General features: G+C 67.4%; 10 protein-coding genes. 6 read left to right on the forward strand and 4 right to left on the reverse strand.

What is annotated here, in order from left to right; all coding sequences use genetic code 11:
- Positions 1-279: 279 nt before the first annotated feature.
- The 3 genes from mqo to DTA15_RS06080 form a co-directional block, all read right to left on the reverse strand.
- Positions 280-1,923: a malate dehydrogenase (quinone) gene (mqo, locus tag DTA15_RS06070; RefSeq protein ID WP_012493023.1), complete on the reverse strand. Its 1,644-nt coding sequence runs from the start codon at positions 1,921-1,923 to the stop codon at positions 280-282.
- Positions 1,924-2,466: 543 nt separating this feature from the next.
- Positions 2,467-2,772 (reverse strand): hypothetical protein, encoded by a 306-nt coding sequence (locus tag DTA15_RS06075; protein ID WP_006483262.1) that lies wholly within the window; start codon positions 2,770-2,772, stop codon positions 2,467-2,469.
- 70 nt (positions 2,773-2,842) lie between these two features.
- Positions 2,843-3,331, reverse strand: a complete 489-nt coding sequence (locus DTA15_RS06080) for an Lrp/AsnC family transcriptional regulator (protein ID WP_006483264.1) — start codon at positions 3,329-3,331, stop codon at positions 2,843-2,845.
- 128 nt (positions 3,332-3,459) lie between these two features.
- Between DTA15_RS06080 and DTA15_RS06085 the strand changes: the two genes are divergently transcribed.
- Both DTA15_RS06085 and DTA15_RS06090 read left to right on the forward strand, forming a co-directional pair.
- Complete coding sequence (locus tag DTA15_RS06085) at positions 3,460-4,497, forward strand: histone deacetylase family protein (RefSeq protein WP_006493206.1); 1,038 nt, start codon at positions 3,460-3,462, stop codon at positions 4,495-4,497.
- Positions 4,498-4,565: 68 nt separating this feature from the next.
- Entirely contained in the window at positions 4,566-5,708 is a 1,143-nt protein-coding gene (locus tag DTA15_RS06090; protein ID WP_006490823.1) for a branched-chain amino acid ABC transporter substrate-binding protein, read from the forward strand.
- A gap of 33 nt (positions 5,709-5,741) precedes the next feature.
- Here the strand turns inward: DTA15_RS06090 and DTA15_RS06095 are convergent, their stop codons facing one another.
- Complete coding sequence (locus DTA15_RS06095) at positions 5,742-6,611, reverse strand: mechanosensitive ion channel family protein (RefSeq protein WP_012493024.1); 870 nt, start codon at positions 6,609-6,611, stop codon at positions 5,742-5,744.
- A 279-nt stretch (positions 6,612-6,890) separates the two neighbouring features.
- Here DTA15_RS06095 and DTA15_RS06100 point away from each other — a divergent pair, with 279 nt between their 5' ends.
- The 4 genes from DTA15_RS06100 to DTA15_RS06115 all read left to right on the forward strand — a co-directional run bounded on the left by DTA15_RS06100 (position 6,891) and on the right by DTA15_RS06115 (position 14,102).
- Positions 6,891-8,264, forward strand: coding sequence for a M23 family metallopeptidase (locus DTA15_RS06100; RefSeq protein WP_006490838.1), 1,374 nt, complete (start codon positions 6,891-6,893; stop codon positions 8,262-8,264).
- Positions 8,265-8,539: 275 nt separating this feature from the next.
- Positions 8,540-9,706 (forward strand): catalase family peroxidase, encoded by a 1,167-nt coding sequence (locus DTA15_RS06105; RefSeq protein WP_227743175.1) that lies wholly within the window; start codon positions 8,540-8,542, stop codon positions 9,704-9,706.
- Positions 9,703-10,269, forward strand: coding sequence for a cytochrome b (locus tag DTA15_RS06110; protein ID WP_006490835.1), 567 nt, complete (start codon positions 9,703-9,705; stop codon positions 10,267-10,269). The genes DTA15_RS06105 and DTA15_RS06110 overlap by 4 nt, the downstream gene beginning before the upstream one ends.
- 533 nt (positions 10,270-10,802) lie before the next feature.
- Complete coding sequence (locus DTA15_RS06115) at positions 10,803-14,102, forward strand: autotransporter family protein (protein WP_006490840.1); 3,300 nt, start codon at positions 10,803-10,805, stop codon at positions 14,100-14,102.
- Positions 14,103-14,220: the final 118 nt, after the last annotated feature.

Genomic DNA, 14,220 nt, shown 5'->3' on the forward strand with positions numbered 1-14,220 from the left:
TCCAGCTGAATTCGATTGATGGCGCGCCCGGGCGGGCGCGGCCACGGCGGGCGGCGCTCGCGCGGCTCGGGCGCGGGCCGCACCGGCGGTGGCTCGGGTTGGGTCGATGCGGATGATGGATCGGACGGCGACGGCGTCGCGCGTGCCGCAATTCTAGCGGAAGCCGGTGCTTTCGCCCGGCGCGCACCAGGAAAAACGGCCGCCCCGGAGGGCGGCCGTGTCGGGCGGCATCACGGTGCCGCATGGGTGCCGCGCGGGTGTCGCGCTGCATCGGGCGCGTTACAGCGCCATGTCGGCCGACGCCTTCGCCGGGCGGGCCGGCGCGGCGCCGGTGGCCTGCGACGGCGCGCCGAGGTCGATCTTCGGCGGCGGCGACAGTTGCAGCACGTCGCTCGTGTAGGTCCATTCCTCGACGACCTTCGCCGGGCTGTCGTTCAGCCTGGTGCCGTAGCTCGGCACGATCTGTCGGATCTTCTGCTGCCACTCGGGCGTCGCGACCTTGTCCTTGAACACTTTCTTCATCAGGTTCAGCATGATCGGCGCGGCGGTCGACGCGCCCGGCGATGCGCCGAGCAGACCCGCGATGCTGCCGTCCTGCGACGCGACGATCTCGGTGCCGAGCTTCAGCACACCGCCCTTGACCGGGTCGCGCTTGATGATCTGCACGCGCTGGCCGGCCTGCCACAGGCGCCAGTCTTCCTTCTTCGCGTTCGGGAAGTATTCCTTCAGCGCGTTGAAGCGGTCGTCGTCGGACAGCATCAGCTGGCCGGCGAGGTACTGCACCAGCGGGAATTCGTCGACGCCCACGCGCATCATCGGCGCGACGTTGTGCAGGTTGGTGCTCTTCGCGAGGTCGAAGTACGAGCCGTTCTTCAGGAACTTGGTCGAGAACGTCGCGAACGGCCCGAACAGGATGATCTTCTTGCCGTCGATGATGCGCGTGTCGAGGTGCGGCACCGACATCGGCGGCGAGCCGACCGACGCCTTGCCGTAGGCCTTCGCGAGATGCTGCTTCACGACCTCGGGGTTGTCGGTCACGAGGAACGAGCCGCCGACCGGGAACGCGCCGTAGTCCTTCGCTTCGGGGATGCCCGACGCCTGCAGCAGGTGCAGCGCACCGCCGCCCGCGCCGATGAACACGAATTTCGCGTCGACGGCTTGCGGCGGTTCATCCGAGTGCAGCTTGACCCACGACACGTGCCACGTGCCGTCGGCGTTGCGCGTGATCTCGCGCACTTCGCTCGACAGCGACAGCGTGAAGTTCGGCTGCGTCTTCAGGTAGCCGACGAACTGGCGCGTGATCTCGCCGAAGTTCACGTCGGTGCCGATCGGCGTCCACGTCGCGGCCACCTTCTGGTTGCGGTCGCGACCTTCCATCATCAGCGGCACCCACTGCTTGATCTGGTCGTAGTCTTCCGAATACTGCATCCCGCGGAACAGCGGGCTCGCCTGCAGCGCTTCGTAGCGCTTCTTCAGGAAGCGGACGTTGTCGTCGCCCCAGACGAAGCTCATGTGCGGCGTCGAGTTGATGAACGAGTGCGGGTTCTTCAGCACGCCCTGCTTCACCTGCCACGCCCAGAACTGGCGCGAGATCTGGAACGACTCGTTGATCTCGATGGCCTTCGAGATGTCGACCTTGCCGTCCGCCTTCTCCGGCGTGTAGTTCAGCTCGGCGAGCGCCGAGTGGCCGGTGCCGGCGTTGTTCCAGCCGTTCGAGCTTTCCAGCGCGACGCCGTCGAGGCGCTCGACCATCGTCATCGACCAGTCGGGCTGGAGTTCGTGCAGCCAGACGCCGAGCGTCGAGCTCATGATGCCGCCGCCCACCAGCAGGACGTCGACCTTCTTCGTGTCGGCGGCGTGCGCCGACGATGTCGCGACGCACAGCGCGAGCGCCGACAGTATTACCCGTAACGTTTTGATCACAGCAGATCCCTTTTTCAACTTGGATGCATCGGTTTGCCATGCCGCCCGGCGCGCGGTTCCGTCGTGTCGAAACACGGGTCCGGAGATCCGGACCACGAATCCGGAATTCCGGATCGACGCTGCACGCCGTTGCATTGGCGCATACGAAGCGATTCGGAAGGACACCTTCGGATCGGTTTCCCGCGAACAGGCAAGGGCCTGCGTCGCGACGGTGCGCCACGCGCCCGGCCCGGGTGGCGGGCCTGAGCGGACGGCGCTTCAGGCTGCGTCGAAAGCGGCCGCGCGCGACACGTTTTGCGGGGGCGGGATGGCAAGGGGCGCGTAATATAACCGAACTCGGACAACGTGTCGCAGGCGACGAATATCCCTGTTTTCGTGGGGTTTTTTGCGCGTCCGGGTTTCCGGAATGACGGTGTGCGACGCGGGAAAATCGAGCGGGATCAACGGGGCGGAATGGACGGTCACGCAGACCATGCAACAGACCGGAACGTCACCGGGTCGCGGCGTTGCACCGCGACCCGTTCACGGCTACATCAGTTCACTTCACTTCGCTCCGCCGCTCCGGCAGAACTGCTCATACGCCTGCGCCGAATTCGCGAACCCCTGCGCCTTCGCGAGTTCCCACGGACGCTCGCACTGCCGGGTCCGTTCGCACCATGCGTAGCCGGCCGAGCCGATGCAGCCGTGCGCGTCGCGATCGCCGCCGACCCGCGGCGGGGCCGCTTGCGCGGCAGTGTCGGCCGGCGCGGACGCATTGGCCGGCGTGGACGATGGCGTCGCACAGGCGCTCAATGCGAATGCGCAGGCAATCGCGGCGGCAAACGACGCGGCGGGTGAGTAACGTTTCATCGGGTAGCGCTCCATGGGATGACGATCGGCGGCGGATGCCCGTGTGCGGGCGTCTGCAAAGCATGACCGGTCACGCGTCCGGCACCGGCACGCGCGACGAGAACTTCACCTCGCGCAACGCGAGGCTCGACTGGATCGACGACACGCCGGCCTGTTTCCGCAGCACGCGCTCGACGAATTCCGCATACGCGTCGAGATCGGCCGCGACGACCTGCAGGATGTAGTCGGCCGCGCCGGTGATCTTGTGGCACGACGTCACTTCGTCGTGACGCCGCATCACGTCCTCGAAGTGATCCGAATCCTGGCCCGAATGCATGTTGAACGTCACCTGCACGAACGCGAACACGTTCATGCCGAGCGCGCGCCGGTCGAGGTTCGCCTGATAGCCGGTGATCACGTGCTCGTCCTCGAGCCGCTTGCGGCGGCGCCAGCACGGCGTGACGCTCAGCGACAGCTTCTCGCCGAGCGTGGCGTTCGACAGCGCGCCGTCTTCCTGCAACAGGCGGAGCATCGCGCGGTCGACGCCGTCCAGTTCAACTGAAGCGCGATTTTTGCTCATATCCGGCATTCCGTAGACAGTTTTCTCAAAATTGTACAAAACGAAGCGCTGAAAAGCAAAGCTATTGCCGGGCGGCCTCAATAGACTGTTGCCAACCCCTTTCCCCGTCATCCCTGCAACGGTCAACCATGCTCACGGTCTACAGCAGCGATCACCACCTGCATCGCGGCGTCGAACTGAAGGACGGCGCGATCACCGAGTCGTTCGAACACCCCCTTCGCGCCGAAACGGTGCTCGCGCAGGTCCGCGCGGCCGGCCTCGGCGACGTGATCGCGCCGCGTGCGTTCGACCGGGCGAGCTATGCCGGCGCGCACAGCGCGCGCTACGTCGACTTCCTCGCCGGCGCATGGGACGAATGGACCGCGACCGGCCGCACCTGCCAGGCGCTGCCGCTCGTGTGGCCGGTGCGCGCGATGCCGGCGGCCGCGACGCCGCCCGGCTTCATCGACGGCAAGCTCGGCTTCTTCGCGATGGACGCCGGCGCGCCGATCAACGCCGGCACATGGGACGCGGTGAGCGCGAGCGCGAACTCGGCGCTGACCGGCGCCGACCTGCTGTCGGGCGGCGGCGCGCGCGCCGCGTTCGCGCTGTGCCGCCCGCCCGGCCACCATGCGGGGCGCGAGTACATGGGCGGCTACTGCTACCTGAACAACGCGGCGATCGCCGCGCAGCACGGCATCGCGCGCGGCGCGGCGCGCGTCGCGGTGCTCGACGTCGATTTCCACCACGGCAACGGCACGCAGGACATCTTCTACGAGCGGTCGGACGTGCTGTTCGCGTCGCTGCATGGCGAACCGTCGGTGTCGTATCCGTACTTCTCCGGCTACGCGGACGAGCGCGGCGCGGGCGTCGGCGCGGGCTTCAACCTGAACCTGCCGCTGCCGAAGGGCACGCGGTGGGACACCTACTCGGCAGCGCTCGACCACGCCGCGGCGGCGATCGCGAAGCATGCGCCCGACCTGCTCGTCGTGTCGCTCGGCGTCGACACGTTCGAGCACGACCCGATCAGCCATTTCAAGCTGCGCTCGCCCGACTACCTGCGGATCGGCGAGACGCTCGCGCGCCTGAACCTGCCGACGCTGTTCGTGATGGAAGGCGGCTACATGGTCGACGAGATCGGCATCAACGCGGTGAACGTATTGCTGGGATTCGAAGGGCGTGCGTAAGCGCGGCACGACCTTCGGCGAATGACGGATCCGAACACGAACGAAGCGCGACAAGGAAGGAGACGAGCATGAATCGGCATCACAAGACGGTATTCGCCACCGCGGTTGCGCTGACGTGCGCGCTGCCTGCGGGGGCCGCGCAGGCGGACGACGTCGTGCGCATCGGGCACGTCGCGCCGCTGACCGGCGCGATCGCGCACCTCGGCAAGGACAGCGAGAACGGTGCACGGCTCGCGGTCGAGGAAATCAACGCGAAGGGGCTCGTGATCGGCGGCAGGAAGGTCACGCTGCAGCTCGACGCGCAGGACGACGCGGGCGATCCGCGCACCGCGACACAGGTCGCGCAGCGGCTCGTCGACGACAAGGTCGTCGGCGTCGTCGGCCATCACAACTCGGGCACGTCGATCCCGGCGTCGCGCGTGTATCGCGACGGCGGCGTCGTGCAGATCTCGCAGGCCGCGACCAACCCGACGTATACGCAGCAGGGCTTCAAGACGACCTATCGCGTCGTCGCGACCGACGCGCAGCAGGGACCGGCGCTGGCGATGTATGCGGCGAAGAACATGGGGATCAGGACGGTCGCCGTGGTCGACGATTCGACCGCGTACGGGCAGGGCCTCGCGACCGAATTCGAGAAGGCCGCGAAGGCGGCCGGGATGAAGGTCGTGTCGCGCGACGCGACGAACGACAAGGCGATCGACTTCCGCGCGATCCTCACGAAGATCAAGGGCGCGAGCCCCGACGCAATCATGTATGGCGGGATGGACGCGACGGGCGGGCCGCTCGCGAAGCAGGCGCGCCAGCTCGGCATGCGCGCGAAGATCCTGGCCGGCGACGGCGTGTGCTCGACCGATCTGCCGAAGCTCGCCGGCCCGGCGTCGGACAACGTCGTGTGTTCCGAGGCCGGCATCGCGCTCGAGAAGATGCCGGGCGGCGCGGCGTTCGCGAAACGCTACGAAGCGCGTTATCACCAGCCGATGCAGGTGTATGCGCCGTTCTCGTACGACGCGGTCTACATCATCGTCGACGCGATGAAGCGCGCGAACTCGACGGATCCGGCGAAGGTGCTGGCCGCGATGCCGGCCACCGACTATCGCGGCGTGATCGGCGAAACGAGCTTCACGCCGCAGGGCGACCTGAAGCACGGCGCGATCTCGGTGTTCACGTACAAGAGCGGCAGGAAGGCGCTGCTCGACATCGTCCGGATGTAACGCCGCGGCCGGGGCGCGCCGCGCCCCGCTGCGTCACGAGACCCGCACGCGCGCCTCGTCCGCGCGGCGCGCCGCGTCGTGCACGATGTGCAGCTCCCGCGTGCGGATCGGCAGCGCGCAATCCGCGTCGGCGAGCGTCTTGCGCACCTGGCGCGCGAGACGCCAGCGCATCGCCCAGAACTGGTCGGTATGCGTCCACACGCGCATGTTCGCGACAGCCGTGCTGTCGTCGAAGCGCATCACCATCACGTCCGGCGCGGGGTCCTGCAGCACGTCGGGATCGGCCACGGCCAGCGCACGCAGCGCAGCGAGCGCGCGATCGATATCGTCATGCACGGACACTTCCACTTCGAGATCGAGGCGGCGCGTCGGGTTGCGCGTGTAGTTGCGGATCGAGCTGCCCCACAGCGCGCTGTTCGGCACGTACTCGCAGATGCCGTCCGGCTTCGTCAGGCGCGTCATGAAGAGCCCGACCTCTTCGACGGTGCCCGCGACGCCCGTGCCGCCGTCGATGTAGTCGCCGACCTTGAACGGCCGCAGCAGCAGAAGCATGATGCCGGCCGCGATGTTCTGCATCGTGCCCTGCAGCGCGAAGCCGATGGCCAGGCCGGCTGCGCCGAGCACCGCGACGATGCTCGCGGTTTCGATGCCGAGCTGCGACAGCGCGCCGACGATCGCGACGATGCGGATGCCCCACACCGCGACGTCGCAGAGGATTGGCCGCAGCGTGTCGTCGACGCGCTCCTTGTTCGAGAGCAGCCGGTTCAGCCAGTTGCCGATGCGTTTCGACAGCCACCAGCCGGCGACGAGCAGCGCCAGGGCCGCGGACAGCTTGAGGGAGAGGGTGGACAACGCGTTCCACAGGAACGTCCAGCGTTCCGGATGAAGTTGATCGAGAAACATGACGGGATTCCGGTGTTGAAGACACGATGCGCGGCGCGTGTCGCGCGCCGGTAGCCCTCGACTGTACACGGCACCGCCGGTTTCGCGCGAATGCGTGACGTGCCGGCTGCGCTGATTTAGTACGAGTATTAAGCGGCTTTTTGAACAAATAAGACGAGTCCTATTCAGCCGTTTCGACCACGCCGATACACTCGCTGTCGAGTAGCCGGATCGCGACGATCGTTCCTCCGCGACGCCCGGTTTTTTCCCGATTTTCATTGAATAGCGAGTGACGACGTCATGCGGTCAGACCTGCGTTTCCGTGTCGCACGCGAGCAAGGTCGACCCGCGTCACGCGGCGTTCACCGTTTTCCGATCGGTCGCGCGTTCCTGCGCGGCATCGTCGCGGCGGCCTGCGTGGCCGGCGCACAGGGCGCGGCAGCGCAGGCGTTTCACGACGCCGCGCCGGCCGCGCCCGCGACGGCGGAAACCATCGATCTTGGCGACGTGCCTTTCTTCAATTCCGCGCGCACGACGTGGGGCGGCCTGCGTGCATCGTCCGCCGCGCCGCTCGACGTCGCTTATGCGTCGCATGCGTGGAACGTGTCGACGGGCACCGGGCGCGACGATCCGGTGGCGCGCTTCGGCGCCTGCGTTGCATATCGCGTGCTGTGCGATACCGCGCGCGGTGCGGTCGAACGCGGCTATGCGGCGCGGTTCGATTACGGGCTGGCATCGGCGTTGCCAGCGACGGGTGCGCAGCCGGCGTTCGCGCACGGTCCGGTCGATCTGGCCTCCGCCGAGCCGTTCACGCTCGCGCAACCGGATCGCGGCACGCGCGCCGGCGCGATCGTCGGCAGCCTGCACGCGTCGCTGGCGCGCGCCGATCTGCCGGCCGGCGTCGCCGCGCAGATCGTCCGCATGCTGGCCGGGCGCGTCGATCCGAAGCAGCGCGGCGCGCAGGGCGACACTTTCCGCGTGGCATTCGAGCCCGACCACGACGCCACGCGGCCGGGCCGCGTACGCGTGACGGCGCTCGACGTCCGCTTTCGCGGGCAGCAGGTCGCGGCCGTGTGGTTCGCCGCGCAGGCCGGCTCGCCGGGCGCCTATTACGACCTCGACGGCATGCCACTCGGCGGCGCACGCTTCGCGATGCCGGTCGCCGCGACGCGCATCAGCTCGACATTCGGCGCGCGTGTGCATCCGGTGAGCGGCGCGCGTCACGTGCATTCGGGCGTCGATCTCGCGGCGCCGGCGGGCCGCGCGGTGCATGCGTCGGAGCGCGGCGTCGTGACGTTCATCGGCACCGAGCCGCGCGGCTATGGCAAGTACGTGGTGATTCGCCATGACGGCGGTTACGCGTCGTACTACGCGCACCTGTCGGCGTTCGAGCCGACGTTGCGAACCGGCGCGCGCGTCATGCGCGGTCAACGCGTCGGCGCGGTCGGCAGCACGGGAACGGCGACCGGCCCCCATCTGCACTTCGAGGTGCGCCGGCATGCGCGCCTCGTCGATCCGATCGAACTTGTGCACGCCGCCCAAGCGACGAAACTGAAGGGCGCGCAGCGCGTGGCGTTCAATCGGGTGGCGCGTGATGCGCGCGTGCAGCTCGCGGCGGCCACGTGGGCGCAACCCGTGGCGATGTCCGCGCCTTCGGCGCCGCATGCCGGCTGATTGCCGGCCATCTCGATGACGCCGGGCCGGTATCGCTGGATGGGGCGATACCGGCATGCACGGTTCCATCGTTGTCGCATTCGAGCGCGTGTGACGGCACCGTCCCGCCGGACTGGTCCTACATGCGGCCTGCGATTTCAGCCTGGTCTGATGGCTCCGCTGTTACCCCGTCGCTAAGATTTTCGTATGCAATGCGCGTAGCGACTGCCGCAGTCTGCCGTCGCTGCCCGCGTTCGTACCTCAATCGATTCGATCGTGGGCACCCGACGGCGCCCGTGAGCGCAGCCATGCGCTTCATGCATCGACGGCCGCGCCAGGCAAAACACGGCGCGGCACGCACGACGACCCAACGGGATGAAAAACCATCTATGTCAAAACTGGATTTCACGTCGAAACGCACGTGGGGGGCGCTGGCGGCGATTGCCGCCGTGGCCGGCGTACTGACGTCGACCCTTGCGTGGACGGCCGGCTGGATCGGTTCGCGTACGACCAGCGTATCGCTGGTGTCGGAAACCCCACAGCCGTTTCCGGCAGGCTTTCGCCGCGCGCACGGCAAGGGCGTCTGCTTCGCCGGCACCTTCCGTCCCGACCGCGCGGCGGTGCCGTTGTCGACCGCGCGTGTGTTCACGCAGGCGGATATCCCGGTCGTCGGTCGGCTCTCGATCGGCACCGGCAGCCCGTACGCGGCGGACAGCTCCACGACGACGCTGAGCATGGCTCTGCTGCTGACGACCGATGACAAGCAGCAATGGCGCATGGCGATGAACAACCAGCCGTACTTCGCGACACACGAACCGGAGGGCTTTCTGGCCATGCAGCAGGCGACCGCGCCCGATCCGGCCACCGGCCAACCCGACCCGGCGCGGCTCTCCGCGTTTCTGAAAGCCTACCCGGAGGCGGAGAAGTTCATGAAATGGGCGGCGCAGGAACCGGCTCCGGGCAGTTTCGCGGGCGCGACGTTCTACAGCGTCAATGCCTTCTATCTCGTGGGCGCCGACGGGCACCGGCAGCCGGTGCGCTGGATGATGCGCCCGCATGATCCGTTCATGCCGATGAGCGATGCACAGCGGCAGAAGGCCGACCACGACTTCCTGTTCGAAGGCGTGCGCGAGCGGCTCGCGCGAAAGCCGCTCTATTGGGATTACGTGCTGCAACTGGCGCAGCCGGGCGATCCGGTCGACGATGCGTCGCAGCCGTGGCCGGCCGATCGCAAGCAGCTCGTCGCCGGCACGCTGGAAATGATGCGCGTCGTCGAACAGGCCGAGGGCGCGTGCCGCGACATCAACTTCGATCCGTCGATCGTGCCCGCGGGCGTCGAGGTCTCGAACGATCCGATCCTGAACGCGCGTTCGGGCGCGTACGCGCATTCGTTCAATCGCCGCGAACGCGAAATCGGCTACGGCAAGGCGACCGAAGCGGTCGGCAAGCAGGAGGTCAAATGAATACGCGGAAGATCACGAGCGGCGATGCACCCCGCCATTTCAACGCGCTGGCGCGCGGTCTGCACTGGCTGATGGCCGCAATGATCCTGGCCATGCTGTTCATCGGCGCCGGCATGATGACGTCGTTGCATCACCGGATCTGGCTGATCGACCTGCATCGGCCGCTGGGTATCGCGATCCTCGTGCTGGCGCTGCTGCGCGTCGCGAACCGGTTGCGCAGCCGGCCGCCGGCGTTGCCGCGAAGCTTGCCGCATTGGCAGGTGCTCGCAGCGAAAGCGTCGCACTGGGCACTGTATGCGTTGATGCTGGCATTGCCGCTGATCGGCTGGGCCTTGTTGTCGGCGGGCGGGTTCCCGATCGTGCTGTTCAAGGGCGTCAACCTGCCTGCGATCGTACCGGCCAGTCCGACGCTCTTTGCGTGGTTGCGCGATGCGCATGGTCTATTGGCGCGACTGCTGTTCGTCGTCGTGCTGGCCCATCTGTCGGCCGCTCTGGTTCATGCGTGGATTTACCGGGACGGCGTTTTCTCCAGCATGGCGCGAGGTGGACGGCAGCGCGGCTAGGCCGCCGCGTCGTTCGATCGTCGTCGGGGCCTGTCCAGCGTCGGTTCTGGCGGCCATCGCCAAGCGGTCCGAAATATGGGCTGCCCCGGATCGTCGATCGCATCGGCCAGAACCGGTGGCCGCGCAGTCGTCCGAAAGCGGGCGGCATTGCATCGTGCAAAGCAACATGACCGAATCGTCCATGCTGCTTTGCACGGTCATTCGATGGCGGTATTGCGTCATCTTTTCCGATTCGCCCGAATCTCGTCGTCCCGGCTTTCAGGGGTGACGCGACAACCGGAAAATTAAACCGGCTTCGTGTGGGTGATGGTCGTCGCGCAACGTTTTCTGCGGCGCAGCAACACAGCCGTTTTCTTTATTTCCCGCTCCAAAACAAATCGCCGCGTGATTACCGATATCACGCCCTCGCATCTTGCGATTATTTCAAGACAGGTGATATAACCCGTTTCACGCACCGATTTGCAGCAATAACGTCACCAATAAATGCGAGCGGAAAAATGAAAAGAAAGGCGCGGAACCTGGGTTTGGGTGGAATGGCGATCCTGACCGGCGCGGTGCCGGTCAGTGCGTATGCGGCGTGCTCGGCCACCGCGCCGGGCAGCGGCACGACGGTGACGTGTACCGGCGCGAATGCGCCGTCGGTCGTGGCCACGGCCGGCAGCACCGGCGTGACGATCAACCTCGATTCGACCGTGACGGGCAGCTACGTGCTGACGTCCACGCCGACGCCGTTCTCGGTCGATGCGTCGAGCACGATCACCAACAACGGCAGCCTGTCGATGTCCGGCAACGGCACGGGCGTCGCGAACCGCGGCGCGGTGCTGCTCGGCGTGAACAACGGCAACACGCTCACCAATGCGGCGACCGGCGTGATCGCGACGTCGGGCACCTACAACGACGGGATGGCCGCGAACGGCAACAACAACACGCTCGTCAACAACGGCACGATCACGACCACCGGCAACAATTCGTACGGGATGACGGCCGCGTGGGGGCAGAGCAATCCCGGCGCGTCGGGCAACCAGATCGTCAACACGGGCACCGTGACGACATCCGGCAACAACGCGCGCGCGGCGTCGCTGCTCGGCGGCAACGGGACGATCACCAACGGCGGCACGCTGACATCGAACGGCCGCGATGCACCGGCCGTTTACATGCAGGGCAACAACGACACGCTGGTCAACAGCGGCACGATCCAGACCACCGGCACCGCGACGAGCGGCGGCAGCGTCGACGCGGTCGTATCGAACACGCTCGGCAGCTCGTTCACCGCGACCATCACGAATCAGGCCGGCGGCAGGATCATCAGCAACAACGGGATCGGCGTACGCTCGACCAACGGCGCGACGACGATCACCAACGCGGGGCTGATCCAGGGTGGCGGCGGCACCGCGATTCAGGGTGGCAACGGCAACGTGACGCTGATCCTGCAGACCGGCTCGCAGATCGTCGGCACGGCCAACGGCGGCGCGGGCACCAACACCCTGACGTTGCAGGGCACCGGCACCGCGTCGAATGCGTTCACGAATTTCCAGAGCCTGACGATGGCCGGCACCGACTGGACGTGGGCCGGCACCGGCACGTTCTCGACCGCGCTGGTGCAGAGCGGCACGCTGAACCTCACCGGCACGCTCGGCACGACGACGGCATCGGTCGTCGCGACCGTCAACGCGGGCGCGACGCTGCAGGCGAATGCGTCGAACCTGCCGCTGTCCGTCACCGACAACGGGCTCGTGCGCTTCCAGCAGGACAGTGCCGGCACGTACACGGGTACGATCGGCGGGTCGGGCGCGGTGGAGAAAACCGGCGCGGGCACGTTGACCGTCGCGCCTTCCTCCGCAGGCGGCAACCCGTATTCGGGTGGCACGACGATCACGCAGGGTACGCTGTCGGTCGCGGCCGACAACGCGCTCGGCGCTTCGTCGGGATCGCTGACTTTCAACGGTGGCACGCTACAACTCGGCAGCGCGTTCGATCTCGCGTCGAGCCGCGCGGTGTCGATCACGTCGAACAACGGCACGATCGATACGCAGGGCTTCGATTCCGCGATCGCGCAGAACGTCACCGGCGCGGGCGGGCTCACCAAACTCGGGGCCGGCACGCTGACCATGAACGGCGCGAACACCTATGCCGGCGGCACGGCGCTGAATGCCGGCACGCTCGTCGTCGGTGACGCCGCACATGCGTCCGCCGCGCTGGGCGGCGGCGGGCCGGTGGCGGTGGCAGCAGGCGCGACGCTCGGCGGCTATGGCAGCGTGACGGGCAACGTGACGAACAACGGCACGATTTCGGTCGCGAATGCACTCGCCAGCCTCGCCAGCGGCGCGATCGGCGATTTCCGGATCAACGGCAACCTGACCAACGCGGGGCGCGTGCAGCTCGGTGGTAGCGGCGTGGGCAACACGCTGACGGTCGCGGGCAACTACGTCGGCCAGAACGCGATGCTCACGCTGAACACGACGCTTGCCGGCGATGGCGCGCCGTCGGACAAGCTGGTCGTCAGCGGCGGCACGGCGAGCGGCTCGAGCACGCTGAAGGTGACGAACGTCGGCGGCGCAGGTGCGCAGACGACGGGCGACGGCATCCAGGTCGTGCAGGCGGCGAATGGCGCGACGACGAGTGCGGGTGCGTTTTCGCTGTCCGGCGGGACGGTCAGCGCGGGCGCATATACGTATTTCCTCGCGAAGGGCGGCGAGTCGACTGGCACTGGCGACAACTGGTATCTGCGCAACACGGTGCCGCCGAAACCGCAGCCGCCCGTCGTCGAGCCCGGCCAGCCGACGCCGCCGGCCGAGCCGCCGGTGATCGCCGCCGAAGGCACGCCCGAATCGATCGTCGAAGCGGTCGATCATGCGGGCATCGGCGGCAATCCGGAGCCGATCTATCGTCCCGAAGTGCCGCTATACGCGGAAGCGCCGGCCGTCGCGCGTCAGCTGGGCCTGCTGCAGATCGACACGTTCCACGATCGTCAGGGCGAACAAGGGCTGCTCGCCGAAAACGGGTCGGTGCCCGCGTCGTGGGCCCGCGTGTGGGGCGGCAACAGCAACATCAGACAGAAGGGCGACGCGACACCGTCGTTCGACGGCACGGTGTGGGGGATGCAGGTCGGGCAGGATCTCTACGCCGATACGACCGCCAGTGGCCATCGCAATCACTACGGTTTCTTCCTCGGCTTCTCGCGCGCGGTCGGCGATGTGAACGGCTTCGCGCTCGCGCAGACGGACCTGGGCGTCGGCTCGCTGCAGGTCAATGCATACGACCTCGGCGGCTACTGGACGCATATCGGCCCGGGCGGCTGGTACACGGACGCGGTGCTGATGGCCAGCGCGCTGACGGTGCGCACGCATTCGAACGACAACGTGAACGGCTCGACGAACGGCAACGCATTGACGGGCTCCGTCGAAGCCGGATTGCCGATCGCGCTCGGCAACGGGCTGACGCTCGAGCCGCATGCGCAACTCGTGTGGCAATGGCTGTCGCTCGATCGCTTCAACGACGGGGTGTCGAGCATCGGATGGAACAACGGCAATACGTTCGTCGGCCGGATCGGCGCGCGGCTGCAATACGCGTTCGATGCGAACGGCGTGAGCTGGAAGCCGTATCTGCGTGCGAACGTGCTGCGCTCGTTCGGCGCGGACGACAAGACGACGTTCGGCGGTTCGACGACCATCGGCACGCAGGTCGGGCAGACGGCCGGCCAGATCGGCGCGGGGCTCGTCGCGCAGCTGACGAAGCGCGGCAGCGTGTATGCGACGGTCAGCTACCTGACCAACTTCGGCGGCGAGCACCAGCGCACGATTACCGGCAATGCGGGCGTGCGGTGGGCGTGGTGATGTAACGGCGAAGACCCCGGGGGCGATCGGCCGTGGCGCGCATCGTCATGGCCGATCGTGTTCTTGTGACCCGGGTGGGTTCGCGACTGGCCGACGCGCACCGGCCAGTCGCCACGCC

This window comes from Burkholderia cenocepacia (assembly GCF_900446215.1).
Lineage (GTDB): Bacteria > Pseudomonadota > Gammaproteobacteria > Burkholderiales > Burkholderiaceae > Burkholderia > Burkholderia cenocepacia.